At 66.2% G+C, this 24,719-nt stretch carries 22 protein-coding genes; 13 read left to right on the top strand and 9 right to left on the bottom strand.

All coding sequences use genetic code 11. The features are described 5' to 3' along the window. Window positions 1-2 precede the first annotated feature (2 nt). Window positions 3-1,532, top strand: coding sequence for a DHA2 family efflux MFS transporter permease subunit (locus tag CFB50_RS24335; protein ID WP_089447474.1), 1,530 nt, complete (start codon window positions 3-5; stop codon window positions 1,530-1,532). Window positions 1,533-1,569: 37 nt separating this feature from the next. Here CFB50_RS24335 and CFB50_RS24330 read toward each other — a convergent pair whose 3' ends face one another. Continuing rightward, entirely contained in the window at window positions 1,570-3,084 is a 1,515-nt protein-coding gene (locus CFB50_RS24330; RefSeq protein WP_069251323.1) for an acetyl-CoA hydrolase/transferase family protein, read from the bottom strand. Window positions 3,085-3,736: 652 nt separating this feature from the next. Here CFB50_RS24330 and CFB50_RS24325 point away from each other — a divergent pair. From CFB50_RS24325 to CFB50_RS24290, 8 genes are all read left to right on the top strand, one after another. After that, window positions 3,737-4,435 (top strand): CDP-alcohol phosphatidyltransferase family protein, encoded by a 699-nt coding sequence (locus CFB50_RS24325; protein WP_089442772.1) that lies wholly within the window; start codon window positions 3,737-3,739, stop codon window positions 4,433-4,435. After that, a complete protein-coding gene (locus CFB50_RS24320) occupies window positions 4,432-5,241 on the top strand; it encodes a HalD/BesD family halogenase (RefSeq protein ID WP_089447473.1) in 810 nt (269 codons plus the stop codon). The genes CFB50_RS24325 and CFB50_RS24320 overlap by 4 nt, the downstream gene beginning before the upstream one ends. Then, a complete protein-coding gene (locus tag CFB50_RS24315) occupies window positions 5,238-6,239 on the top strand; it encodes an HpnL family protein (RefSeq protein WP_089447472.1) in 1,002 nt (333 codons plus the stop codon). The genes CFB50_RS24320 and CFB50_RS24315 overlap by 4 nt, the downstream gene beginning before the upstream one ends. Window positions 6,240-6,275: 36 nt before the next feature. After that, the gene (locus CFB50_RS24310) at window positions 6,276-7,043 is read left to right on the top strand and encodes a phosphocholine cytidylyltransferase family protein (RefSeq protein ID WP_089447471.1); all 768 of its coding nucleotides are present in this window, start codon (window positions 6,276-6,278) and stop codon (window positions 7,041-7,043) included. Continuing rightward, complete coding sequence (gene aepX / locus CFB50_RS24305; RefSeq protein WP_089447470.1) at window positions 7,040-8,725, top strand: phosphoenolpyruvate mutase; 1,686 nt, start codon at window positions 7,040-7,042, stop codon at window positions 8,723-8,725. The genes CFB50_RS24310 and aepX overlap by 4 nt, the downstream gene beginning before the upstream one ends. Further along, window positions 8,722-9,903 carry a phosphonopyruvate decarboxylase gene (gene aepY, locus CFB50_RS24300; protein WP_089447469.1) on the top strand — a complete coding sequence of 394 codons (1,182 nt, stop codon included), beginning with the start codon at window positions 8,722-8,724 and terminating at the stop codon, window positions 9,901-9,903. Before aepX ends, aepY begins: the two co-directional genes overlap by 4 nt. Further along, window positions 9,903-10,967 carry a 2-aminoethylphosphonate aminotransferase gene (locus CFB50_RS24295; protein ID WP_089447468.1) on the top strand — a complete coding sequence of 355 codons (1,065 nt, stop codon included), beginning with the start codon at window positions 9,903-9,905 and terminating at the stop codon, window positions 10,965-10,967. Before aepY ends, CFB50_RS24295 begins: the two co-directional genes overlap by 1 nt. Window positions 10,968-11,550: 583 nt before the next feature. Then, entirely contained in the window at window positions 11,551-12,696 is a 1,146-nt protein-coding gene (locus tag CFB50_RS24290; RefSeq protein WP_089447467.1) for a branched-chain amino acid ABC transporter substrate-binding protein, read from the top strand. 95 nt (window positions 12,697-12,791) lie between these two features. Here CFB50_RS24290 and CFB50_RS24285 read toward each other — a convergent pair whose 3' ends face one another. The 3 genes from CFB50_RS24285 to CFB50_RS24275 are packed head-to-tail and all read right to left on the bottom strand — an operon-like array spanning window position 12,792 to window position 15,074. Beyond that, entirely contained in the window at window positions 12,792-13,721 is a 930-nt protein-coding gene (locus CFB50_RS24285; RefSeq protein ID WP_089447466.1) for an asparaginase domain-containing protein, read from the bottom strand. A 10-nt stretch (window positions 13,722-13,731) separates the two neighbouring features. Next, entirely contained in the window at window positions 13,732-14,877 is a 1,146-nt protein-coding gene (locus CFB50_RS24280) for a threonine synthase (protein WP_089447465.1), read from the bottom strand. Then, window positions 14,874-15,074, bottom strand: a complete 201-nt coding sequence (locus CFB50_RS24275) for a hypothetical protein (RefSeq protein WP_089447464.1) — start codon at window positions 15,072-15,074, stop codon at window positions 14,874-14,876. The genes CFB50_RS24280 and CFB50_RS24275 overlap by 4 nt, the downstream gene beginning before the upstream one ends. 273 nt (window positions 15,075-15,347) lie before the next feature. Here CFB50_RS24275 and CFB50_RS40160 point away from each other — a divergent pair, with 273 nt between their 5' ends. The 3 genes from CFB50_RS40160 (at window position 15,348) to CFB50_RS24265 (ending at window position 17,318) form a co-directional block, all read left to right on the top strand. After that, complete coding sequence (locus tag CFB50_RS40160) at window positions 15,348-15,758, top strand: transposase (RefSeq protein WP_256978861.1); 411 nt, start codon at window positions 15,348-15,350, stop codon at window positions 15,756-15,758. Further along, window positions 15,650-16,165: an IS5 family transposase gene (locus CFB50_RS40155; protein ID WP_256978984.1), complete on the top strand. Its 516-nt coding sequence runs from the start codon at window positions 15,650-15,652 to the stop codon at window positions 16,163-16,165. The genes CFB50_RS40160 and CFB50_RS40155 overlap by 109 nt, the downstream gene beginning before the upstream one ends. Window positions 16,166-16,493: 328 nt before the next feature. After that, the gene (locus CFB50_RS24265; protein ID WP_089447463.1) at window positions 16,494-17,318 is read left to right on the top strand and encodes a multidrug ABC transporter ATPase; all 825 of its coding nucleotides are present in this window, start codon (window positions 16,494-16,496) and stop codon (window positions 17,316-17,318) included. 212 nt (window positions 17,319-17,530) lie between these two features. Here the strand turns inward: CFB50_RS24265 and CFB50_RS24255 are convergent, their stop codons facing one another. Further along, window positions 17,531-17,875 (bottom strand): carboxymuconolactone decarboxylase family protein, encoded by a 345-nt coding sequence (locus CFB50_RS24255; protein ID WP_166892144.1) that lies wholly within the window; start codon window positions 17,873-17,875, stop codon window positions 17,531-17,533. A gap of 150 nt (window positions 17,876-18,025) precedes the next feature. Beyond that, window positions 18,026-19,180, bottom strand: a complete 1,155-nt coding sequence (locus CFB50_RS24250) for an acyltransferase family protein (protein WP_089447462.1) — start codon at window positions 19,178-19,180, stop codon at window positions 18,026-18,028. Window positions 19,181-19,501: 321 nt separating this feature from the next. On the opposite strand from CFB50_RS24250, the gene pip reads away from it, so the two are divergent. After that, the gene (gene pip / locus CFB50_RS24245) at window positions 19,502-20,434 is read left to right on the top strand and encodes a prolyl aminopeptidase (RefSeq protein ID WP_089447461.1); all 933 of its coding nucleotides are present in this window, start codon (window positions 19,502-19,504) and stop codon (window positions 20,432-20,434) included. Between the two features lie 62 nt (window positions 20,435-20,496). Here pip and CFB50_RS24240 read toward each other — a convergent pair whose 3' ends face one another. The 3 genes from CFB50_RS24240 to CFB50_RS24230 all read right to left on the bottom strand — a co-directional run bounded on the left by CFB50_RS24240 (window position 20,497) and on the right by CFB50_RS24230 (window position 24,585). Further along, window positions 20,497-20,769, bottom strand: coding sequence for a hypothetical protein (locus CFB50_RS24240; protein WP_046547562.1), 273 nt, complete (start codon window positions 20,767-20,769; stop codon window positions 20,497-20,499). Between the two features lie 178 nt (window positions 20,770-20,947). Continuing rightward, window positions 20,948-21,985, bottom strand: a complete 1,038-nt coding sequence (locus CFB50_RS24235) for a transglutaminase family protein (RefSeq protein ID WP_089447460.1) — start codon at window positions 21,983-21,985, stop codon at window positions 20,948-20,950. Then, window positions 21,979-24,585, bottom strand: coding sequence for a circularly permuted type 2 ATP-grasp protein (locus CFB50_RS24230; RefSeq protein ID WP_089447459.1), 2,607 nt, complete (start codon window positions 24,583-24,585; stop codon window positions 21,979-21,981). Before CFB50_RS24230 ends, CFB50_RS24235 begins: the two co-directional genes overlap by 7 nt. Window positions 24,586-24,719: the final 134 nt, after the last annotated feature.

Here is a 24,719-nt window from a genome sequence, read left to right as displayed (position 1 = left end):
GCTTGAACCCCGCCGCCGATGCCCCCGCCTCGCCCGCCCTGAACCGGCCGATGCTGACCTTGTCGATCATGCTCGCCACGCTGATCCAGACCCTCGACAGCACGATCGCGAACGTCGCGCTGCCGCACATGCAGGGCACGCTGTCCGCGTCGCAGGACGAGATCACGTGGGTGCTGACCTCCTATATCGTCGCGGCGGCGATCGCGACGCCGCTCACCGGCTGGCTGTCCGACCGGCTCAGCGTGAAACGGCTGCTGATCGTGTCGATCGCGGGCTTCACGGTCGCGTCGGCGCTGTGCGGGCTGTCCGAGACGCTCGTGCAGATCGTCGGCGCACGCCTGCTGCAGGGCGTGTTCGGCGCCGCGCTGGTGCCGCTGTCGCAGTCGATCCTGCTCGACATCAATCCGCGCGAGAAACAAGGCCAGGCGATGGCGATCTGGGGAATGGGCGTGATGGTTGGCCCGATCCTCGGCCCGACGCTCGGCGGCTGGCTCACCGACAGCTACAACTGGCGCTGGGTGTTCTTCATCAACGTGCCGATCGGCGCGTTCGCGCTCGCCGGCGTGATGACCTTCCTGCCCGCACGCGCGCCGCGCCCGCACGTGAAGTTCGACGCATTCGGCTTCGCGACGCTGGCGCTCGCGATCGGCGCGTTCCAGGCGATGCTCGACCGCGGCGAACAACTCGACTGGTTCGGCTCGTACGAGATCCGCATCGAGGCGATCATCGCGGCGCTCAGCTTCGCGTTCTTCCTCGTGCATACGGCGACCGTCGGCAAGGCGTCGTTCTTCAAGTCGGAACTGCTGCGCGACCCGAACTTCGCGACGGGTACGCTGTTCATCTTCGTGGTCGGCGCGGTGCTGTACGCGACACGCGCGCTGTTGCCGCCGATGCTGCAGAACCTGATGGGCTACCCGGTCGCGACGACGGGCCTCGTCACCGCGCCGAGCGGCGCCGGCACGATGATCGCGATGCTGTTCGTCGGCCGGCTGCTGAAATACGTGGATGCGCGGATGCTGCTGCTTGCGGGACTGTCGATTTCCGCGCTCGCGCTGTGGCAGATGATGCAGTACACGGTCGTGCTGTCCGAAGCGGACATCGTGTGGCCGGGCGTGGTGCAGGGCTTTGGGCTGGGTCTCGTGTTCGTGCCGCTGAGCGCGCTGTCGTTCTCGACGCTGCCGCCCGACCTGCGTGCGGACGGCACGGCCACCTACAGCCTGATGCGCAACATCGGCAGCAGTATCGGTATCTCGATCGTGCAGACGCTGATGACGCGCAACACACAGGTCGCCCATGCCGACCTCGCGACCCACATCACGCCGTTCAACCCGGCCGTGCAGGCGATGGCCGGCAGCCGCCTCGACATCGCGCTGCTCGACCGCACGATCAACCAGCAGGCGTCGATGATCGCGTACCTGAACGACTTCAAGCTGATGTTCGTCGCGACGCTGCTGATGATTCCGCTGTTGCTGCTGATCCGCCCGCCACAGAAAGCGGCGAGCGTGGAGATCGCGCACGCGGCGATGGATTGACGGGCGCACGCAGAGCGCGCGCCCGCTTCGCTCCGCGTCAGGCCTTCATCGTGCCCGTGCGCACATAGCGCTCGTGCCACGACAGCGCCTCGGCGAGCAGGTGCGGCGTGTGCTTGCCGAAGCTTTCGCGCGACGCGCGCTCGAAGTAATCCTCGAGCATCGGCCGGTAGTCGGGATGCGCGCAGGTCGCGATGACCTTGCGTGCGCGCTGCTTCGGCGACAGGCCGCGCAGGTCCGCGAGGCCCTGCTCGGTGACGACCACCGCGACGTCGTGCTCGGTGTGATCGACGTGGCTCGCCATCGGCACGATCCGCGAGATCGCACCGCCCTTCGCGGTGCTCGCCGACATGAAGCACGACAGGTAGCCGTTGCGCGCGAAGTCGCCCGAGCCACCGATGCCGTTCTGGATCTTCGTGCCCATCACATGCGTCGAGTTCACGTTGCCGTAGATGTCGGCCTCGATCATCCCGTTCATCGCGATGCAGCCGAGCCGGCGCACGAGTTCCGGATGGTTGCTGATCTCCTGCGGGCGCAGCACGATCTTCTCGCGGAACGTCGCGATTTCGTCGGCGAAGCGCTGCACGGCGGCCGGGCTCAGCGACAGCGCGGTGGCCGACGCGAAGTCCAGCGTGCCGTCCTGGAGCAGGTCGAGCATGCCGTCCTGGATCACTTCGGTGTACGCGGTCAGGTGCGAGAAGCCGGCCGAGCTGAGTTCCGCGAGCACCGCGTTCGTGATGTTGCCGACACCCGACTGCAGCGGCAGCAGGTTCTCCGGCAGGCGGCCGCGCTTCACTTCGTGACGCAGGAAGTCGATCAGTTGCAGCGCGATCTGCTTCGACGTCGCGTCCGGCGCGGAGAACGCGTTGCTGCGGTCCGGCGCATCCGTCTCGACGATCGCGACGATCTTGTCGGCCGGGCAGCGCAGGTACGGCTCGCCGATCCGGTCGTCGCTCTTCGTCAGCGGAATCGGCTTGCGGTGCGGCGGCAGCGCGGTGCCGTAATAGACGTCGTGCATCCCGTCGAGGCCGAGCGGCTGGCGCGAGTTGACTTCGAGGATCACGTGCTTCGCGCGTTCGAGCCAGGTCTTGTTGTTGCCGATCGACGCGGACGGAATCAGCAGCCCGTCCTCGCGGATGCCCGCGACTTCGACGATCGCGACATCGAGATCGCCGTACAGCCCGAACCATGCGTACTGCGCGACGTGGCTCAGGTGGACATCCTGGTAGTCGACTTCGCCGCCGTTGATCTTGTCGCGCAACGTCGGGTCGGACTGGTACGGCAGGCGCATCGAGATGCCGTTGGTGCGGGCGAGCGCGCCGTCGAGTTCCGGCGCGGTCGACGCGCCCGTCAGCACGTTGATCCGGAAGTCCTCGCCGCGCGTGTGCGCCGCGTCGATGTGGGCGGCAAGCGCGGCCGGGACGGCCTTCGGATAGCCGGAGCCCGTGAAGCCGCTCATGGCGACGGTCATGCCGGGACGGATCAGCGCGGCGGCTTCGTCGGCGGTGCGGACGAGCGAACGCAGGGCGGGAGCGAGGATGCGTGATGAAGACATGGCTGGTTTCTGACGCTTGGGTCTGTCGTTGACGTCGCGGGGGGTGTCTCCTGAGCGACATGAAGCCCTTGGGGCCGCGAGGGGCGGCCGGCACCACAGGCACGGTCGGAGTATCGCAGAGGCAATCGCCGCGAAATGTCCGCTAAATGCAAAAGATCCTTGCCGGATTTGCCGGGTATCGAACGACCGTTCTGTGACAGGCGCACCGTTTAAATCGGATGCACACGAAAGGTGCGCGAAAGCATCGGACAGAAAGACGGTCACCGATCGACAACTCACGCGTATCAATCGACGAATTTCAACGGCAATTTATCGCCTGCGGATCGACAATGATCGACGCCCGTCCGGCGCGGCCAATTGTCACCCGATGCGGCTTGTCCCGACCTGACGCACGTCAAGCTCGCACGCGCCGCGCGACCCTCATCGGAATGCGCGAAAAGCACCGCCGCACAGGCCTGTGAGGCCCGTCCGTCCTTGACAGTCGCGCGACGCGAACCACACTGGAATACGGATGCCGCAGCCCCGTTTGGCCGCCCTTTCGCGCACGCGCTTTTCGGCCGGCCGATCGCCGCAAGACGCGGTAACACTCCCTCATGTCAGGACATTGATCGAATAAAAAGCACCAAATTACAATTCCGTATATATTTCGCCGATGGACCAAAGAAAAACCGCCACACGTTCCGAACCGCCCCTGCCACGCACCTGGGATGCGCGGCTGGCGCGCTCGCTTGTCCGACCGCTCGTCGACACGCCCGTCACCCCGAATCACCTCACTACCGTTCGCCTGCTGATCGGCCTCGCCGGCGCCTGGTGCCTCGCGCACGGCGGCTTCGGCTGGAGCAATGCAGGCGCGTTCCTGATCGTGCTGTCGAACTTCGTCGACCACACCGATGGCGAGCTCGCGCGCATCAGCGGGAAATCCAGCAAGATCGGTCATTTTTACGACCTCGCGGCAGACGCGCTCGTCACGGTCGCGCTGTTCGTCAGCATGGGCGTCGGCATCGTCGCCCAGGGTGGCCAGATGGCCGCGTCGCCGGTGCTGCTCGGCGCGGTGGCCGGCGCGGCCGTCGCACTGATCTTCTTCCTGCGCATGCGGATCGAATCGTTCGCCGGCAAGGCCGGCACCAAGCAGGCATTCGCCGGCGGCTTCGAGACCGAAGACGTGCTGTACCTGCTGCCGCTCGTCACGCTGTTCGACGGCGTCGAGCCGTTCCTGCTCGCGGCGTCGATCGGCGCCCCGCTGTTCGCCGCGTGGGTCGTGTTCGACTGGTGGCGCATCGTCCGGCGCGGCAACCTCCCGCAGAACCCGGCCGCTGCGCAGAACCCAACCGAAATCCAGGCTTCCAAATGACTCCTAGCACGCGCGACGATTCCGTGCTGAGCCCGGCACGCCCCGCGCCCGTGCGCGCGGCCGCAGCCGACCCCGATCGCACCGTGGCCGACCGCGTCGGCCAGCTCGACCTCGACCGCCTGCGCGGCGACTACACGCGCCAGGGCTCGTTCCTCTACCTCGACGCATTCCTGCCGGCCGACGCACACGCGAAGCTGGCGAACGCCGCCCGCGCGATGCAGGCCAGCCTGAACCGCAATTACCTGCCCGGCCACAAGCAGGGCGGCAGCGTGAGCCGTCATACGATCGACGAGCAGGCGCCGTACATCGCCGAACTGTATCGCTCGAAGGCGCTGATCTCGTTCCTCGAGAAAGTCACGGGCGACAAGCTGATGCTGTCGCCGGACGACGATCCGCACGCGTACGCGCTGTATTACTACACGAAGCCCGGCGACCACATCGGCTGGCACTACGACACGTCGTACTACGACGGCCGCCGCTACACGCTGCTGATCGGCGTGATCGACGAATCGTCGTGCCGGCTCGACTACGAGCTGCACACGCGCAATCCGGACGTGGCCGACGAACCGGGCTCCGTCCAGATCGCCGACGGCGGCATCGTGCTGTTCGATGGCGACAAGCTGCGCCACCGCATCACGCCGCTCGGCCAGAACGAGATGCGTGTGTCGCTCACCTTCGAATACGTGACGAACCCCGGCATGCGGCCGTGGAAGCGCTTCATCTCGAACATGAAGGACGCGATCGCGTATTTCGGTTTCCGCCAGGTGTTCAAGCAGCTGGCGACGCGACGCACGAGCGGGTCATGACACGCGCGGGCCTCATCCTGTTGTCCCTCGGGACCGCACTCTTCATCGCACTGCTGGCCTGGCAGGGCGTCGGCGCCGTGGCGTCCACGTTCCTCGCGGCCGGCTGGGGGCTCGCGCTCGTCGCGGCGTTCCACGTCGTGCCGCTCGCGATCGACGCGGTCGCGATCTCCGTGATGTTCCGCCCCGGCCAGCCGGGCGCCGAGCTCGGCAACGCGCTGCGCGCGCGCTGGGTCGGCGAATCGGTGAACAGCCTGCTGCCCGCCGGGCAGATCGGCGGCCCCGTGCTGATGGTGCGCCACCTCGCGCAGCGCGGCACGCGGATGGCCGACGCGGCGGCAGCCGTCACGGTCAGCACGACGATGCAGGCGCTCGCGCAGATGGCGTTCGCGCTGATCGGCATCGCCGCGTTCAGCCTGTATGCGACGCACGAATCGGTTGCGTATCTGCGCACGCCCGCGCTGATCGCCACCGGCGTGCTCGGCGCCCTCGCCATCGCGTTCTATGCGGCGCAGCGGCGCGGACTGTTCGGCCGCGGCCTGCGCCTCGCGTCGAAGCTGCTCGGCCCGCGCGACTGGTCGTCGCTGGCCACCCGCGCCGACGCGATCGACGATGCGGTCGGTGCGCTGTACCGCGATCGTGCGAAGGTCGCGAAGACGTTCGCATTGAGTCTCGTCGGCTGGATCGTCGGCACCGCCGAAGTGTGGCTCGCGCTGCACTTCCTCGGGCACCCGGTGAGCTGGCTCGACGCGCTGCTGCTCGAGAGTGTCGGCCAGGCCATTCGTGGCGCGGCCTTCGCGATCCCGGGCTCGCTCGGCGCGCAGGAAGGCGGCTACCTGCTCCTCGCGCCGCTGGTCGGACTGCCGCCCGACGCGGCGCTCGCGCTGTCGCTTGCGAAACGCGCGCGCGAACTCGCGCTCGGCCTGCCCGGCCTGCTCTATCTGCATTTCAGTGAAAGAAACTGGCAGCGGCGCCGTGCGCCGCAGCCGCTCGCCGACTGATCGTTCAGATCCGCCGGCTTTTTGGTTGGAGAACCCATGCGAGCCATCATTCTTGCGGCAGGCCTCGGCTTGCGCCTGCAACAACCGCCCGAGGCGCAGTTCCCGAAGTGCCTGCTGCGCTTCGACGACGTTTCGCTGCTCGAGCGCCATCTGCGCGTACTCGATGCCGCGGGCGTCGACGAGATCGTGCTTGGGCTGGGCTTCCAGCACGAGAAGGTCGAGCAGGAATTGAAGCGCCTCGGCCGCCAGGCCGAGATCGTGATCAACGACCGCTACGACCTCGGCAGCGTGCTGACCGTGCATACCGTCGCCGATGCGATGACGCGCGGCGGCGACGTGCTGCTGATGGACGCCGACGTGCTGTATGACGAGAACATCCTGCACGCGCTGGTGGCCGATTCCGACAAGGCGGTCGACCGCCTGCTGATCGATCGCGACTTCGAAGCCGGCGACGAGCCCGTCAAGCTGTGCCTGAAGAACGGCGTGCCGGTCGAGTTGCGCAAGCAGCTCGCGGTCGACCTCGACTACGACACGATCGGCGAATCGGTCGGCTTCTTCCGCTTCACCGAAGGCACCGCGCGCCGCCTCGCGACGATCGTCGCGGGCTACGTCGACAGCGGCCGCGCGAACATGCCGCACGAAGAAGCCGTGCGCGACCTGCTGCTCGAAGGCGGTCACTCGTTCGACGTCGCCGACGTCACCGGCTCGCCGTGGATCGAGATCGACTTCCCGAACGACGTCGCTCGCGCCACGCAAGAAATCCTCCCCCTGATTCAACGTACCACCGCAGGAGTCGCACGATGAACGCACGCGAACCCAATTTCACCGAATCGCGCAGCGCACGCCTGCGCCGCATGCTCGTCAGCAGCGACCTCGAATTCCTGATGGAAGCGCACAACGGCCTGTCCGCGCGGATCGTCCGCGAAGCCGGCTTCAAGGGCATCTGGGCATCGGGCCTCGCGATCTCCGCGCAGTTTGGCGTGCGTGACAACAACGAGGCGAGCTGGACCCAGGTCGTCGACGTGCTCGAATTCATGGCCGACGCGAGCGACCTGCCGATCCTGCTCGACGGCGACACCGGCTACGGCAACTTCAACAACGTGCGCCGCCTTGTGAAGAAGCTCGAGCAGCGCGGCATCGCCGGCGTCTGTATCGAGGACAAGCAGTTCCCGAAGACCAACAGCTTCATCGGCGGCGAGCGCCAGCCGCTCGCGGAAATCGACGAGTTCTGCGGCAAGATCAAGGCCGGCAAGGATTCGCAGACCGATCCCGACTTCTCGATCGTCGCGCGTGTCGAAGCGCTGATCGCCGGCTGGGGGATGGACGAGGCGCTGCGCCGCGCGAACGCGTACGCGGAAGCTGGCGCCGACGCGATCCTGATCCACAGCAAGCTGTCGCGTCCGGACGAGATCCTGCAGTTCGCGCGCGAATGGAGCGGCAAGGCGCCGCTCGTGATCGTGCCGACCAAGTACTACAGCACGCCGACCGACGTGTTCCGCCAGGCCGGCATCAGCACCGTGATCTGGGCGAACCACCTGATCCGCGCGTCGGCCTCCGCGATGCAGGCGACCGCACGCGAGATCCACGAGAGCGAAACGCTGATCAACGTCGAAGACCGCGTTGCCTCGGTCAACGAGATCTTCCGCCTGCAGGACGCCGACGAATACTCGGCGGCCGAGCGTATCTACCTGTCGTCGTCGTCGCGCGCGTCGAACGCGGCGATCGTGCTGGCCGCGAGCCGCGGCAAGGGCCTCGAAGCCGTGACCGAAGACAAGCCGAAGGTCATGCTGCCGGTCGCCGGCAAGCCGCTGCTGCGCTGGCTCGTCGACGGCTTCAAGACGCACGGCGTGAACGACATCACCGTGGTCGGCGGCTATCGCGCCGATGCGATCGACACGTCGGGCATCAAGCTCGTCGTCAACGAGCGCCATGCACAGACGGGCGAACTCGCATCGCTCGCCTGCGCGGCCGACCGCCTGACCGGCGACACCGTGATCTCGTACGGCGACCTGCTGTTCCGCAGCTACATCGTGCGCGACCTCGCGGAGAGCGAGGCCGAATTCAGCGTGGTGGTCGATTCGTCGCTCACCGAGACCAACCAGAGCGTGCGCGACTTCGCACTCTGCTCGGCTGAAGACGATCGCGGCCTGTTCGGCCAGAAGACGTACCTGCAACGCGTCTCGAGCGACGTCGCCGCAGGCACGCCGCACGGCCGCTGGATCGGCCTGCTGAACGTGCGCGGCGCCGGTGTCGACCGCCTGAAGGCGACGCTCGCGACGCTGCAGGCGCGTCCCGATTTCGACACGCTCGACATCCCGTCGCTGCTCAACGAACTGATCGCCGCCGGCGAGAAGATCGAGGTGCAGTACGTGCACGGCCACTGGCGCGGCGTCAACGACCTCGAAGACTTCCGCCGCGCGGGCGACTTCGCGCACGGCCAGACGCCGCTGTCCGAACCGGGCGCCGGCAACGGGGGCGCGCAATGATCGAAGCGGCCCAGTTCGTCGAGGCCGCGCGCGAGCGCGGTTTCGACTGGTACGCGGGCGTGCCCTGCTCGTACCTGACGCCGTTCATCAATTACGTGCTGCAGGACCCGACGCTGAATTATGTGTCGGCCGCGAACGAAGGCGACGCGGTCGCGCTGATCGCGGGCGCGACGCTCGGCGGCAAGCGCGGGATCGCGATGATGCAGAACTCGGGGCTCGGCAACGCGGTGAGCCCGCTCACGTCGCTCACGTGGACGTTCCGCCTGCCGCAACTGCTGATCGTCACGTGGCGCGGCCAGCCGGGCGTGGCCGACGAGCCGCAGCACGCGCTGATGGGCCCGATCACGCCCGCGATGCTCGACACGATGGAGATCCCGTGGGAGACGTTCCCGACCGACCCCGAACAGGTCGGCCCGGCACTCGACCGCGCGATCGCGCACATGGACGCGACGGGCCGCCCGTACGCGCTCGTGATGCAGAAAGGCAGCGTCGCACCGTATGAGCTGAAGGCCAACCCGGCCGCGAAGCCGCGTGCGCATGTCGCCGCGCAGTCGTCGTCGCATGCTGCGTCGACCGACGCGTGGCCGACCCGCCAGGACGCGCTGCAGCGCGTGATCGCGCACACGCCGGTCGATTCGACCGTCGTGCTCGCGTCGACCGGCTTCTGCGGCCGCGAACTCTATGCGATCGACGATCGCCCGAACCAGCTGTACATGGTCGGCTCGATGGGTTGCGTGACGCCGCTCGCGCTCGGTCTCGCGCTCGCGCGCCCCGACCTGCGCGTGGTCGCGGTCGACGGCGACGGCGCCGCGCTGATGCGCATGGGCGTGTTCGCGACGCTCGGCACCTACGGCCCCGCCAACCTCACGCACGTGCTGCTCGACAACGGCGCGCACGAATCGACGGGCGGCCAGGCCACGGTATCGCAGCATGTGTCGTTCGCGGGCGTGGCCGCCGCGTGCGGGTATGCGTCGGCGGTCGAAGGCGATACGCTGGACGTGCTCGATACGGCACTGGCCGCGCCGGCCGACGGTACGCAGTTCGTGCGGCTCGCGATCCGCACCGGCGTGCCCGACGGCCTGCCCCGCCCGACCGTTACGCCGGTCGAGGTCAAGACCCGTCTGATGCGGCACATCGGCGCCGCGCAGACCGAAGCCCACGTTGAAGGAGCCCATTGATGCTGCTGCTGAACCCCGGCCCGGTCACGCTCACCGAACGCGTGCGCCGCAGCCTGCTGCAACCCGATCTGTGCCATCGCGAAAGCGAATTCTTCGATCTGCAGGATGAGGCGCGTGCGCGTCTGGTCGCCGCGTATGAACTCGATCCGGCTGAGTGGGCGGCCGTGCTGATGACCGGTTCGGGCACCGCCGCGGTCGAAAGCATGATCGCGGCGCTCGTGCCGAAGGACGGCAAGCTGCTCGTGATCGAGAATGGTGTTTATGGTGAGCGGATTACGCAGATCGCGACGCAGTACGGGATCGCTCATGACGTGCTGAAGCACGAGTGGATGCAGGCGCCCGATCTCGCGCAGATTGGTGCGAAGCTCGACGCGGGTGGCTATTCGCACGTTGCCGTGATTCATCACGAAACGACGACCGGTCGCTTGAACAACCTCGGCGCGATCGCGGAAGTCTGCCGTTCTCGCGGCGTGAAGATGCTCGTCGATGGCGTCAGCAGCTTTGGTGCGGAAGCGATCGATTTTGCCGGCGGTGACATCGACGCCGTTGCCGCGACCGCGAACAAGTGCCTGCACGGCGTGCCGGGCGCAGCGTTCGTGATCGTGCGCCGCAGCGCGCTCGCGAAGGCCGCAAGCCGGACTTACTACCTCGACCTCGGCCGTCTCGCGAAGCTGCAAGACCAGCGCAATACGCCGTTCACGCCTTCCGTGCATGCGTATTACGCACTCGTCGAAGCGCTGCGCGAGTTTGATGAGGCTGGCGGCTGGCGTGCGCGGCATGCGCATTACAAGGCGCTGGCTGATCAGGCGCAAGCCGGGCTTGCGGCGCGCGGGATGCCGCTGGTGTTGCCGGAAGGTGAATCGTCGGTTGTGCTGCGTGCGTATCGGTTGCCGCAAGGTGTGACGTACGAGACGCTGCATGACGGGCTGAAGGCGCGTGGCTTCGTGATCTACGCGGGGCAAGGCGGGTTGTCGAAGGAACTGTTCCGCATCTCGACGATGGGGGCGATCCAGGCGGCCGATGTCGAGCGGTTGCTGGAGGGATTTACGGCGTTGACGCGGTAAGCGTTGTCCGCATCTTCATCTACGAAAAGGCCCGCAAGGGCCTTTTTTGTTGTTCGCGATGCACCGGGGCACGCTGAACAACCCATCGGCGACGTTTGGCTGACAGCGGCGGCTGGTTGTTGCATCGACCGGCTGACTCCGTCGCCCCCACATCGGCCGCTCGTACCTGGCGGTCTGAGTGGCTGCTTCGGGGGTCTTCGAGACTTCGCGTCATCCCGATCGCATTCAGTCCCGAGATGCCGATAGCCGTGCGCACTGCTGGCGCGGCAACTTCACATATCACGCCAGTAAGTCGTTCAGCCTCGGGTCGATGCCGGCTAGAGACTACGCGTTTACCCCTACAATACATTTTATTTAATTCTAGATAATCTTTCTAGAACGAGGAGCCCATGGGACAGGCGGACCGCTGACGGGCGATCGGGCTCCCGATCCAAACGCTATGCAATGCTAATCAGTTTGCCCTCTGGTGATGGGCTGCTCTGACGAATACTCACATTTGAAATGTCGCCGATGTCGTGACTTCGATAGGAGACGCCGTATGCACTTTTCAACAGCAACCCAGTTCCACAAGAGGCTCAAGCATATGAAACTTCAACTCAAACCCGTCAACGCCGCGCTGACGCTCGCCTGCGTTGCCATGGTCTACGGCCAAGCCGCGCTCGCCGACGTGATCGTGAAGATCGGCAGCGCCGAACCGCTGACCGGCAACATTGCACACATGGGTCAGGATGCGGCCGATGGCGCCAAGCTCGCCGCCCAGCAGATCAACAAGGCCGGCAATCTGGTCATCGGTGGCCAGAAGGTCGTCCTGGAGATCGAATCGCTGGACGACCAGGCCGACCCCAGGATCGGTACGAATGTCGCGCAGAAGCTGGTCGACGACGGCGTCGTGGCCGTGATCGGCCACCTGAACTCCGGCGTGTCCATCCCCGCGTCCAAGATCTACCGCGACAACGGCGTCACCCAGATCACGCCGGGCTCCACCAACCCGCAGTACACGCTGCAAGGCTACAAGACCGCCTTCCGCGTGATCGGCACCGACGCCCAGCAGGGCCCGGCCCTCGCGAAGTACGCGAAGAACCAGAAGGTCAAGACGGTCGCCATCGTCGACGACGCCACCGCGTACGGCCAGGGTCTCGCGGATCAGTTCGAGAAGACCGCCAAGGCAGAAGGCATCCAGGTGCTGTCGCGCGATGCGACCAACGACAAGGCCACCGACTTCAAGGCCATCCTGACCAAGATCAAGGCCGAACGCCCCGATGCCATCATGTACGGCGGCGAGGACGCTACCGGCGGCCCCTTCGCCAAGCAGGCCATGCAACTGGCACTCCGCGCGAGGATCCTGGCGGGCGACGGCGTCTGCACGACCGACCTGGCCCGGCTGGCCGGCGACGCCGCCGACAATCTGGTCTGTTCGGTCGCGGGCGGCGATTTGTCCGCGATGGCGGGCAGCGCCGCGTTCGCCAAGGAACTGAAGGCCGTGTACGGCCACGATCCGGTGGTCTACTCGCCGGTTGCATACAGCGCCGTCTACGTGATCGTCGATGCGATGAAACGCTCCAACTCGGTCACGCGCGCCGGCATCCTGTCCGCCATGCCCACGACCAATCTGAACACGCTGATTGGCAATATCCGGTTCGACGAGCACGGCGACCTGACGAACAGCACCATCTCGCTCTACAAATACGTGAAAGGCAAGCGGACCCTGCTGGAGGTCGAGAAGATGTGATCGAAGCGGGGCTGACGCGGGCGCCACCCGGCCCCCGCGCCGGCACCGCACCGGCTGGATCCTTGCTGAACGCGTTGAATAGCCGCGTCCGCTGATCAGCGCCCGGCCTGTCCGCTGCGATTGGCGCGACCCAGTTCGGCGATGAGTCGAATGCGTGCCTTCGATGCGTTCAGACCGTCGTAACCCGCCGTGGTCAGGCCGAGGTCGTGGGCGCGATCATAGGCATACTTGGTTACGGCTGGATTGACCCGGAAACCATGGGCGCAGCGTGTCGACAGCACGACGGGGATATGCATTGCGGCTTCGCCCAGAAGTCTCTCTGACTGCGCCGAGACCCCCCCTGCGCCCTTGCCTGCCACAACAATACCGTCGAGTTCGGCGATATCCGGGAAGCCCACGAGCGACCCGAAGGTCTCCATGACGATCGCCACGCGGGCGCCGAGGTCGGATACATCGAGTTCCGCGTAACTGTCGTCAACGGCGCCCGAACCTGTGAGCGTAACAATGTCGGCCTCGATGGAGCCGCGGATCGCCGTTTCCGGTCCGAAGGGCTGAATGGCCTGCGGCCATACCTTGACGATCGAGACCGGATCGAAAATCCGTCCCGCGAAGGCCACGAGGGCGCTCGCACCCTTCGGCATGGCGCGTGCCAGATTTGCAGCATCCGCCAGATTGCGCGGACCATCGGCATTGGCATTGCCGCCGGGGATCGCCGCGCCGGTCAAAACGACCGGCCTGTCACGATCAAAAAGCAGCGCGGCAGCATAGGCAACATCTTCCATTGCGTCGGTGCCGCAACACATGACGAAGGCTTCGCTCTCGCAATCCTGCCGCATGACGTCACGCGCCCGGCACATTGACGCGAAAGTCAGATCGCAGCTATCGACAGGATCGATGTCATGCCCGATCCAGTCTGCCTGACCGCTCAAGGCGATCAGATCGCGTGCCAATAAACGCTCGATCGTCCCATCACTCTGGTAGCTCTCCGTGATGGTCCCGCCGCAATTCAGGAGTCCGATTTTCATGAGGGGGCCTTTATACCGGCGTGTCGCCAATTCCCGAGTACATATCCGCGATGGCTTCGGCGTTCTTGATACCCGTGCCCGTCAGCAGGACAACCGTTTCCTCTCGCGCCCGAATCGCCCCAAGCTGGACGAGCCGGTCAAATCCTGCAACCGCAGTGGCCGAAGTCAGCTCCGGCAGAAGGCCCAGTCGCGCAATCCGCCTGAGCGCTTCGACGATGGCTTCTTCTTCCACGGCCACAGTCGCGCCGCCCGTCTCTCTGACGGCGTTGACCACTTGCGCCAGCCGCAGAGGATGGGCGATGGCCGTCCCCTCGGAGACCGTCTTTCGAACCTCGCGCGGAACGGGTGTCGTGACGCCCGCCTGGAAGCTGGCATCGATAGGAGAGCAGTTCAATGGCTGGCAAACGAAGAGCCTCGGCATTTTGTGAATCTGACCCGCGCGCATCAGTTCCGAGAACGCCAGATAACAGCCGAGTACATTACTGCCCGCGCCTGCAGGCATGACGATGTTGTCCGGCGCCTCGAAGTTGAGGTCTTCCCAGATCTCGTAACCGATCGACTTGGTGCCTTCGAGGAAAAATGGCTGCCAATTGTGGCTGGCGTAGAAGATGCTCGCGGACTGCCGGACGGCTTCGTCCTCACACGCCTGTCGAGGCCCGTCGACCAGTTGTACCTCTGCGCCATAGGCGCGCATCTGGGCGATCTTCGCGGGCGACGCGTAGGCGGGCGCCAGAATTTTCACGCGCATCGCGCCTGCCGCGCCATACGCCGCCACCGACGCGCCGCCGTTGCCCGAACTGTCCTCCAGAACGGACGCGATACCCTGTTGCCGTAACATCGAGAGCATCACCGTCGTGCCGCGATCCTTGAAGCTGCTGGTGGGGCTGAACCACTCCAGTTTGAAATGCGGCCGGTGGTCGCCCCACGTCTTCTGGATCAACGGGGTGCACCCTTCCCCCATGGAGATGGGGGACACGATCTCGACCGGAAGCGACGCGCGATAGCGCCATTGGGAGCGCAGGTGCCGGTCGATGTCATCCCGGGAAATGCCGGCCAGCGGCGAAATCAGGAGCGGCCTGCGGTCGTCCGAACACCACCGAGGCACGTCCAAAGGATAGGTGGCGCCGCTGAGCGGCTCGACATAGTGCGATTTCACGTTTTCCGACTCCGCTTTGGTACATACCCGTTCGCTGCAGAAACAAGGCGATCATGGCTTTGACGTTGGGGGGTGAAACACGCGGCCCGCGCGCGTCCGTGCAGTTCGAACGCGTCGCGCATCACCTCGATCACGTCGTCCGGTATGAGCCATGGATCGACGACGTGCTCGTCGACGAGCACCCGCTTCTTCGGCATGCTCGGTCCAGTGGGTTTCCTTGGCATGCCGGGTAGTTTGGTCATTGCTAGACGCTTTGTCAAACTCAAAACAATTCGTCCAGATGAAAGTCGCGAGCATGGTTCGGCAAGGAGCCCCAACGCCCGCTCGCCTCAAATCACCTCGGCTTTAGGGATCTTTGGGGCGGCGGATATCATCATCGCTTAGAGGTCAGTTCAAAAACCCCGTGAGGGGGCTGTTTACTTCCTCGGCGAGCTGTTAACCTTGGGCACCAGAACAACGGAAGCCCAAGGATGGAAGCGCCGATCATTGACGACGAACTGTGGATACTGATCGAACCATTGCTGCCGCCCGCGAAGCCTCGTGCGAAGAGCGATCCTGGTCGTCCGCGCGTTTGCGATCGTGCGGCGCTCAACGGCATCCTGTTCGTGTTCAAAACGGGAATCCGCTGGAACCACTTGCCGACTCGGCTGGGCTTCGGCTCGGGCGCAACTTGCTGGCGGCGATTGAACGACTGGCAAAAGGCTGGTGTATGGGACCAACTGCACGAGTTGCTGCTCGACAAGTTGCGTGCGGCCGGCCAGATCGATCTGTCATACGCTGCGGTCGATTCGTCGTCCGTGCGCGCCGTTGGGGCGGGCGAAAAACTGGCCCGAACCCCACGGATCGTGCGCGACCCGGTTCCAAGCACCACATCCTCGTAGACGCCAACGGCGTTCCCGTCGTCGCGATCCTGACCGGCGCGAACGCCAACGACGTCACGCAGTTGCTGCCGCTCGTTGATGCAATTCCGCCGATTCGCGGTGTCCGTGGCCGACCACTTCAGAAGCCCGGCGTCGTCTACGCCGATCGCGGCTACGATTCCACACGACACCGACGTGCGCTGCGTGAGCGCGGCATCAGGCCCGTGATCGCGAAGCGCCGGACCGAACACGGCAGCGGGCTCGGCAAGTATCGTTGGGTGGTCGAGCGTACGCACTCCTGGCTCCATAATTTCCGTCGTCTACGCACGCGCTTCGAGCGACGTGCCGACATTCACGAAGCATTCTTGAAACTTGGCTGCTCGCTCGTCTGCTGGAACGTCTTCAGGCGAGCTGAGCAAGGTTTTTGAACTGGCCTCTTACCGGTTCTTGTCTGAATTACTCGGGCGCCCCGTCTGCGAACCACACGGCCAGTTCATCGTCGTCGGGATCAGTGAAGTGGAAGCGACGGCCGCCACGCGATAGAAGGCCTTGCTTCGCGCCATGTTGCCAACATTCAATTCGATGTCGTCAATCTGGCGGCCTTTCCCTCGAATGCTCGTCCGTGCCACTTTTCTGGGTGCTTGTCGAGAAGCAACCATATGGACCGTGACACCCATGACGACGTGGCGGTTCTGAAGATTTTCGTTCCAGGCCGTTAAGCGGCGTCCACCGCAATCCTTAAAAGGCGCTCTCCTCATGCCCGCAAGAATCGTTCGTTTTGCTCCGCTGCTGACGCTCGCCGCCGCCTCCCTCGCTCACGCCGCCGACAGCCAGTCCTGCAGCGACGAAACCACTACAGCCATCGCCCGCTGGGCCGGTATCGCGAGCGCACGCATTGCCACGCGCGACGCGGACCGGCTCGTCGTCGCGTCGGCTTGCAAGGCCATGCCGAATGCACCGGAAACGACGATCGCGGCCGTCGCGTTCGATTCGCTGCCCAAAAGCAAGAACCCTGACGAGAGCAAAAAGCTACAGGTCGTCGCGCTCGTCGAGGGTGGCAAGGTCGTGGCGGCCGAGCGGTCGGTAGTTCAGGAAGATGCCGTAACGGAGATCAACGAGAACAGCTACCGCATCGACACGGCACCCTACAGGCTGTCGCCTGATGTTCGCGCGTTCGGCGTCGTGTTCACGAGCAGCGCACGCAGGCCGAGTTGTGCAGACGCCTACCCCGAGAGCGAACTGACGCTGTGGATTCGCGACGGCGCCCGCATCCGTCCTGTATTCGGTACAAATCTCAAGGGCTGGGTCGCTGTCACCGGCCCCGTGTGCGTCCCCGATACCCGCGACCTGCGTAGCGAGTCCGCCCGGATGACGATTGCCGTCGAAAAGACATCGCACAACGGTTTCTCAGATCTGTCGATTACGGCGCACGTCGCCAATATGGAAAGCGACGACGACAAAGACTCCGGCACGGGAAAACGTACGGTGCGCACAATCGTCAAATACGACGGCAAGTCATACGGAATCGATATGTTCCGCGACTTCTGGTATTCACCCGCTTCCCAGAAACGCTTCAAGTAAGACTGCGCCCCGCCCGCCTACTCCACCACATTCGGCCCGATCTTCGGAGCCACGGATTCGCCGACCTGTCGATCACCGCGCGTGTCGATCCACCGCAGCGCAAGGACAAGCGCCCGGTCCGCACGATCGTCCGCTACGACGGCAAGTCGTACGGGATCGATATGTACCGGAACTTCTGGTATCCGCCTTCGGTAGTGAAATAACGCGGCGCGTCAGCGCGCGTCCGACAGGTCGTTGTACGCATCCATCACGCGCCCGGAAAACGCCAGCGCCGCGCCGGCGTTCATCGCCACAGCGACACCCAGCGCTTCGGTCAGCTCGGCCTTCGATACGCCGAGTTCGATCGCCTTCTTCACATGGTTCGCGATGCAACTGTCGCATCGCGTCGTGACGGCCACGGCCAGCGCAATCAGTTCGCGCGTCTTCGCGTCCAGGTTGCCGGTTTCGGCGCCGGCCTGATGCAGCATCCGGTAACCATCGATCGTCGAAGGACTCAGTTCCTTGATGTCCTTCATGCTTTGCCCGATCTTCGGCAGGAACTGCCGCCAGTTTTTCAGCATGAAACGTGTCTCCGCAAGTGGATCGATCCAGTCGATTGCCGGGAGCGCCATGCAACCCACGGCATCCGGCGATGCCCAAAAATAGCATCGGGATCGTAGCCGATCCACGCACCAATCTTGGTCCGATCGGACAATCTCCGCACTGTCCTATTTGACGACCGCATTCGTCTCGATGCACTCCGGCGACGCCGGTCTGAGCAGCGCTTCGTCGCGCACGCGTCGCGCCTCGCGCGCCGAATAGCGATCCTTCAACCGCAGGAACGGCTTCTCGACGAGGAAATAGCTGGCCGTCGCAGCCAGCAGCGCCCACACGATCCCAAGCGGAAACGCATGCGGCACCGCCAGATCCGGATTCGCGAACGGCTGCTGCCACAGATAAAGACTGAACGAGATCGTGCCGACGAACACGACCGGCCGCGCACGCAACCACCGCGCACACCAGAACTCGCTGCGGAAATTCAGCACGACGATCACGATCGCGATCAACGCGGCTTCGACCGTCACGCCATAGGTCGCATTCCAGAACCCGCCGAGCCGATGTTCGGCGAACGGCATGCCGATCAGCACGATGACGATGATCGCGGTCACGATGCGCGTCTCGCCGCGCCACGTACGAATCCACGCTTCAAGCCGCTCGCGATTGAGCGACACATAACAGCCGATCAGGATCGGATCGACGCCCGTGTGCAACATCATCCCGAGCTGCCCGCGCAGCGCAGGCGCAACGAAATACGTCACGGCGCGCACCAGCGGCACGACCAGGATCAACGCGGCCAGCCAGCGCGTGCCGCCGCGGCGCATCCCATACACGAACAGCAGCGGCCAGAACCAGTAGAACTGTTCCTCGAGCGCGAGCGACCAGAAATGGCCGAGATACCACGCGCCGTCCGGATGCAGCGCGTTGTCACCGGTCAGCCCGAACCACGCCGAGTAATTCCACAGGTGCAGCGCCGCATACAGCCACTGCCTCCGGTCGACGTCGAACCAGCCGGCGAAGGCCACGATCGCGACCGCCGCGAGATACACGTAGCAGGCCGGCCAGATCCGCAACGCGCGGCGCACATAGAACGACGTCAGCGCGATGCCGCCCGTGCGCGCGAACTCGGCGCGCAATACGTTGGTAATCAAAAAGCCGCTGAGGACGAAGAAGATCAGCACGCCGAGCCGGCCGTCGGCGATCAGCCGCAACGGCGCGTACCAGCCCGTGTAGCCGCCGGGCAGCACATGCTCGGCGTGTCCGACCACCACCATCGCGACCGCGACGGCGCGCAACCCGGTCAACTGCGTGACGCGATGGTTCATCGGCTGGTTTCCGTTGGCACGGTGGATGGGCAGCACGCCGGCGCCCCCGCTTCGGCACGCCGATATGCCGCCGGGATTTTGTATGAAAAATATCGGAATGAAATTACTTCAAAAATCTCCGGGCCGACACCCGCGGCCTCGCACGCCGGAACGAGCCGACGCCGGCGGCGGCGAATGGGCATAATGACAAGCCTTGTCCGGCGGCGGCCGGTCCGATGCCAACACAACGATTTTTGCGGCGGCGCAGTATCCGTAGCCCCCCGCCCGCGCACCGGCCCGCGCGTCGTCCGCCTCCTGCCGACCCTTATCCGGAGCCTGCCTGTGTACCCACCGATCGAACCCTACGCCCACGGCCATCTCGACACCGGCGACGGCCACCGCATCTACTGGGAGCGCTGCGGCAACCCGGCCGGCAAGCCCGCCGTGTTCCTGCACGGCGGCCCCGGCGCCGGCTGCAGCCCCGACCATCGCCGCCTGTTCGATCCGGAGCGCTACGACATCCTGCTGTTCGACCAGCGCGGCTGCGGGCGTTCGACGCCGCATGCGAGCCTCGAGAACAACACGACGTGGGATCTGGTCGCCGATATCGAACGCCTGCGCGAGATGGTCGGCGCGGAAAAGTGGCTCGTGTTCGGCGGCTCGTGGGGCAGCGCGTTGTCGATCGCCTATGCCGAAACGCATCCCGAGCGCGTGAGCGCACTGATCGTGCGCGGCATCTTCACGATGCGTCGCGCGGAATTGCTGTGGTACTACCAGGAAGGCGCATCGTGGCTGTTCCCCGACCTGTGGGAAGAGTTCGTTGCACCGATTCCGGAAGCCGAGCGCGGCGACCTGATGGCCGCCTACCATCGCCGGCTGACCGGCAGCGACGAAGCCGCGAAGCTCGAAGCCGCGCGCGCGTGGAGCATCTGGGAAGGCCGCACGATCACGCTGCTGCCCGATCCCGCCCTTGCCGAGCACTTCGCGGACGGTCACTACGCCCTCGCGTTCGCGCGAATCGAGAACCACTACTTCGTGAACAAGGGCTTCGTCGAGGAAGGCCAGTTGCTGCGTGACGCGCATCGCCTCGCGGGCATCCCGGGCGTGATCGTGCAGGGTCGCTATGACGTCGCGACACCCGCGCGCACCGCATGGGAATTGTCGAAGGCGTGGCCGGATGCGACGTTCGAGATCGTGCCCGGCGCCGGGCATGCGTACAACGAGCCGGGGATCCTGGAGGCGCTGATCGCGGCGACGGACCGGTTCGCCGCGTAATCGACGCTATGCAACGCGGTGCGTGCGGCCGTGCCTGCCGGCACGCTCACGCACCGCCCCTGTCAAAGCGCCGCTTCGACGATCGCCTTGCCGCTGATCGCCCGCTCGACGAGCTGTTCGTCGCCGACCTTGCGGATCGCATCGTCGAGCAGACCTTCCGGCGCTTCGGTCGCCACCTTCAGCAAACCCGACAGGCCGCGCGCGTCGAGCACCACCAGCGTCTCCATCGAATCCGCGCGGCTCACGAGCACGCGGCGCCACGCCGGCCCCGCGCCGAAGCTCGCGCAGAGCGCAATCGTGTCGCTGCCGAGCGTGTAGTCGAATTGTTTGATCATGATCTGCCGCCGTTGCAAGGGAATGGCGCTGCGCGACGGTGCGGTGCCGTGACGTCGACGCACCCGCGCGTGCCGCCGGTGCCCCGGATCGAGTCCGATCCGTTCGCCGGCATGACCATGCTAGGCGTGCAGTATTAACGAAGACTTAAACGGCATTCCCGCGGGCATGCCCCATGCGTCATGGCGCGTCGAGCGGCTCCACCGTCACCCCGACCTTCAGCTCCTGATCCGCACCGCCGCCGCGAATCACGCCGCGCAGCGGCGTCACGTCCGCATAGTCGCGGCCGATCGACAGCATCACGTAGTCGTCGCCCGGCGCGCGATCGTTGGTCGGATCGAGTTGCAGCCAGCCGTTATCCTCGGGCCACGCCGGGTCGTACACCTCGACCCATGCATGCGACGCGTCGGCGCCGATCAGCCGCGGCTGCCCGGGCGGCGGCTGCGTGAGCAGGTAGCCGCTCACGTAACGCGCGGCCAGCCCGAGCGAGCGCAGCGCGCCGATCATCACGTGCGCGAAATCCTGGCACACGCCCGTGCGCAACCGCAGTGCATCAAGCGCCGACGTCGTGATGTCGGTGCTGTTCGGCGTATACGCAAAATCGGCATGCACGCGCCGCATCAGCTCCCACGCGGCCTGCACGAGCGGCCGTTGCGGCGTGAAGCTCGACGCTGCATACGCGGCGAGTTCGGGATCGCACGCAACATGCGGCGACGTGAACACGAATTCGCTCGCCGCGTCGTAAGGCTGCCCCGCGCGGAACCGCAAGCGGTCGCGCACCGCTTCCCACGCCATCGCCTGTTTCGCGTCGGGTTTCGCGATGGCGGGCGGCGGCTCGCCGCGCGCACCGCGCGACCACACCGGCGGCGTCACGCGTACCGTGCTGCGGCTGCGCACGAGCAGCGCATCGTGCGGCTGGTTCAACGCAAACGACGCGCGCGCGTTGCCGAATGCGTCGATCTCGGTCCCGACCGATTCCGGCACGGGATCGATGTCGAGCGCAAACGACAGCACCTGCTGGCGCGGCGTGACGAGCGGCTGCAGGCGTGCCTGGTGCTGCGCCGATTCGACGCGCGCCGCGTAACGGTATTCGGTGTCGTGCGTGACGCGCAGCAACCGGCCCGGCGCACCCGCAGCCGGCGCAGATACCGGTGCCGATGCGTTCCGCGTATGACCGGAACCGTGCGGCGCTTTCGCCGCGCCTTTCGTCGTCACCATAACGTCCTGCCCGCCTCGCGCACGTGGCTGAAATAGCGCTCGCCGATCCGGTTCGACAGTTCCCACACCGCCTTCACCGTCGTGTCGAGCGCCTCGAGCAGCTTGTCGTGCCGGCCGCCGTCGGCGGTCTCGCACAGCTCGTGCAGCGACCACGCGGGGACGTCGGGAATCGTCTCGGCCAGCTCGGACAGCGCATAGCCTTCGCTGCGCTCGACCTTCGTCAGCCGGCCGCGAAGCGCCTGCACGACCCAGCCGAGCGAGCGCGGATTGTCGGTATCGAGCACGACGAGCGACAGCAGCGGCGCGACGTCGAAGCCGCGCTGGAACCGCGAACGGAACGTGATCGTGCTGTCGAACAGTTCCAGCACGAGCTCGAAGCCGTCCTGCCGGTGCACCGCGCCTTCGTCGAAGGCGGCCTTCAGCACGCTGCACAGGAAGTCCAGCCGGTCGATCTGCCGGCCGATCGACAGCAGCCGCCAGCCGTCGTCGCGCGTCATGTTGTCGGTCTGCGCGCCCGTGATCGCGCCGAGCAGCAGGCCGAGGCGCTCCAGCAACTGCAGTGCCTCGTTGCCGATCTGCTCCTCGGCTTCCGGCTGGCCCGCGCTGTCCGCGAACAGTTGCGTCGCGTCGTCGATCAGCCGCCACTGATCGCTCGACAGTCGCTCGCGGATCGCCGCGGCCGCGCCACGCATCCCGAACAGGCAGGACGCAATGCCCGACGTGCGATCCGCGCCGCGCGTCAGCGACGTCGCGAGCGTGTGCTGGAATGCACGCGGCGCATCGACGGCGTTCGGCGCGTCGGCCGCGATCAGGCCCGTGTCGCGGCACAGCGTGTCGAGCAGTTCCAGGTGCGCGGGGCTGTCGACGTCGTCCTCGCCGCGCAGCCGTTCGAGCGCCGCGCGCGCGAGGCGCATCAGGTTGGTTGCGCGTTCGGTATAGCGGCCGAGCCAGAACAGGTTTTCAGCCGCGCGGCTTGCGATCGCGCGCGGGCGCTCGACGAGATCGTCGGGGCCGAGGTGCGTCTGCAGCAGCGTCGTCGAATCGACGATGCCTTCGGTCATCACCCACGTATCGACGGTGCTGCCGCCGCGCGGCATCGGCGCGTTGAACAGCGTGTCGCGCGTGCCGACCCGCGACAGCCCGCCAGGCAGGAGCCGCCAGCGCTGCGCACCGTCGGCGAGCGCGAACACGCGCAGCAGCACCGGCTTCGGCACGATGCGCGCGCCGCCGTTGCTGTCGGGCGCGTCGTGGCGCGGCCAGGTCGGCGCCTGCGACAGCGGCAGGTCGGCCTGCACCGTGTAGTGCTCGGGCCGAGCGAGAATCCGTGCGCGCCATTCCGCCAGTTGCGCCTGCGTGAGCCGCGCGCCGATCACCGGCTCGAATGCGCCGCCTTCCTGCACGTCGGGTGGATAGGATGCCTTGACGATGCCGCGCGCGAGCTGCGGCAGCGCGTCGTCGCACGCGGCCGCCTCGCCGCACCACCACGAATGCACGGCCGGCAGCGTCAGCGTTTCGCCGAGCAGCCCTTCCGCCAGGCGCGGCATGAAACCGAGCATCGCCGGCGATTCGAGGAAGCCCGAGCCCGGCGCGTTCGCGAGCAGCACGTTGCCCGCGCGCACGGCCTGCAGCAGCCCCGGCACGCCGAGCATCGAATCGGGCCGCAGTTCGAGCGGATCGAGCCATGCATCGTCGACGCGCCGCAGGATGCCGTGCACCGGTTCGAGCCCGCTCAACGTCTTCAGGAACACGCGATTGTCGCGCGCGGTCAGGTCGCCGCCTTCGACGAGCGTGAGACCGAGATAGCGCGCGAGATACGCATGCTCGAAATAGGTCGCGCTGTGCGGCCCCGGTGTGAGCAGCACGATCCGCGAATTCTTCGCGGCGGGGCTGAGCGACTGCATGCTCTGCAGCAGCGCACGGTACGCGGAGGCAAGCCGCTGCACGCGCAGCCCGCGAAACCCGCGCGGAAAGAGCCGCGACACGATCAGCCGGTTTTCGAGCAGGTAGCCGAGCCCGGCCGCGCCCTGCGTGTGCTGCGCAACGATCCGCCATTGGCCGTCGGGGCCGCGCGCGAGGTCGAACGCGACGACGTGCAGCCACGTATCGCCCGGCACGCGTGCGCCGCGCATCGCGCGCAGATAGCCGGGATGGCCGGTGACGAGCGCGGGCGGCAGCAGCCCGCGCTCGAGGATCGTCTGCGGCCCGTACAGGTCGGCCAGCGTCGCGTTGAGCAGCCGCACGCGCTGCAGCACGCCGCGCTCGATCCCGACCCAGTCCTCGGGCGTGACGATCAGCGGCAGCAGGTCGAGCGACCACGGGCCGACCGCGCCGTCGCCGGCGCGCTGCTCATGCAACTGGTAGAACAGCCCGTTCTCGCGCATGCGCCGGTGCAGCGCGTCGGCGCGGCGGTCGAGGTCGGCCACGCCGTCGCTGCCGATCGACGTGAAGAAGCTGCGCCACGCGGGCGCGAGCGCAGGCGCGTGCAGGCTGGCCGCGCTGCCGCGCAGTTCGTCGTAGCGGCCGGCAACGGCCGGCGCCGCGAGCGCGGCGGCCAGTTCGGCGGCGTCCGGCTGCGCGCCGGTATCGAAAAGCGTGGGCATCGCGTCGAGGGCGGCGAGATGATCGAGGTCAATGGGCGGCACGATGTCGTTCCGTCGTCAGGGTGCGGCCGCGCACGCGCGCCGCCACCCGGGTGGCGGGCTGCGGCGCGCGACCGCAATCTGCCCGCATCCTA

Source organism: Burkholderia sp. AU33423 (genome assembly GCF_002223135.1).
In the GTDB taxonomy this organism is placed as follows: domain Bacteria; phylum Pseudomonadota; class Gammaproteobacteria; order Burkholderiales; family Burkholderiaceae; genus Burkholderia; species Burkholderia lata_D.
This window is presented reverse-complemented; position numbering and strand designations above follow the sequence as displayed.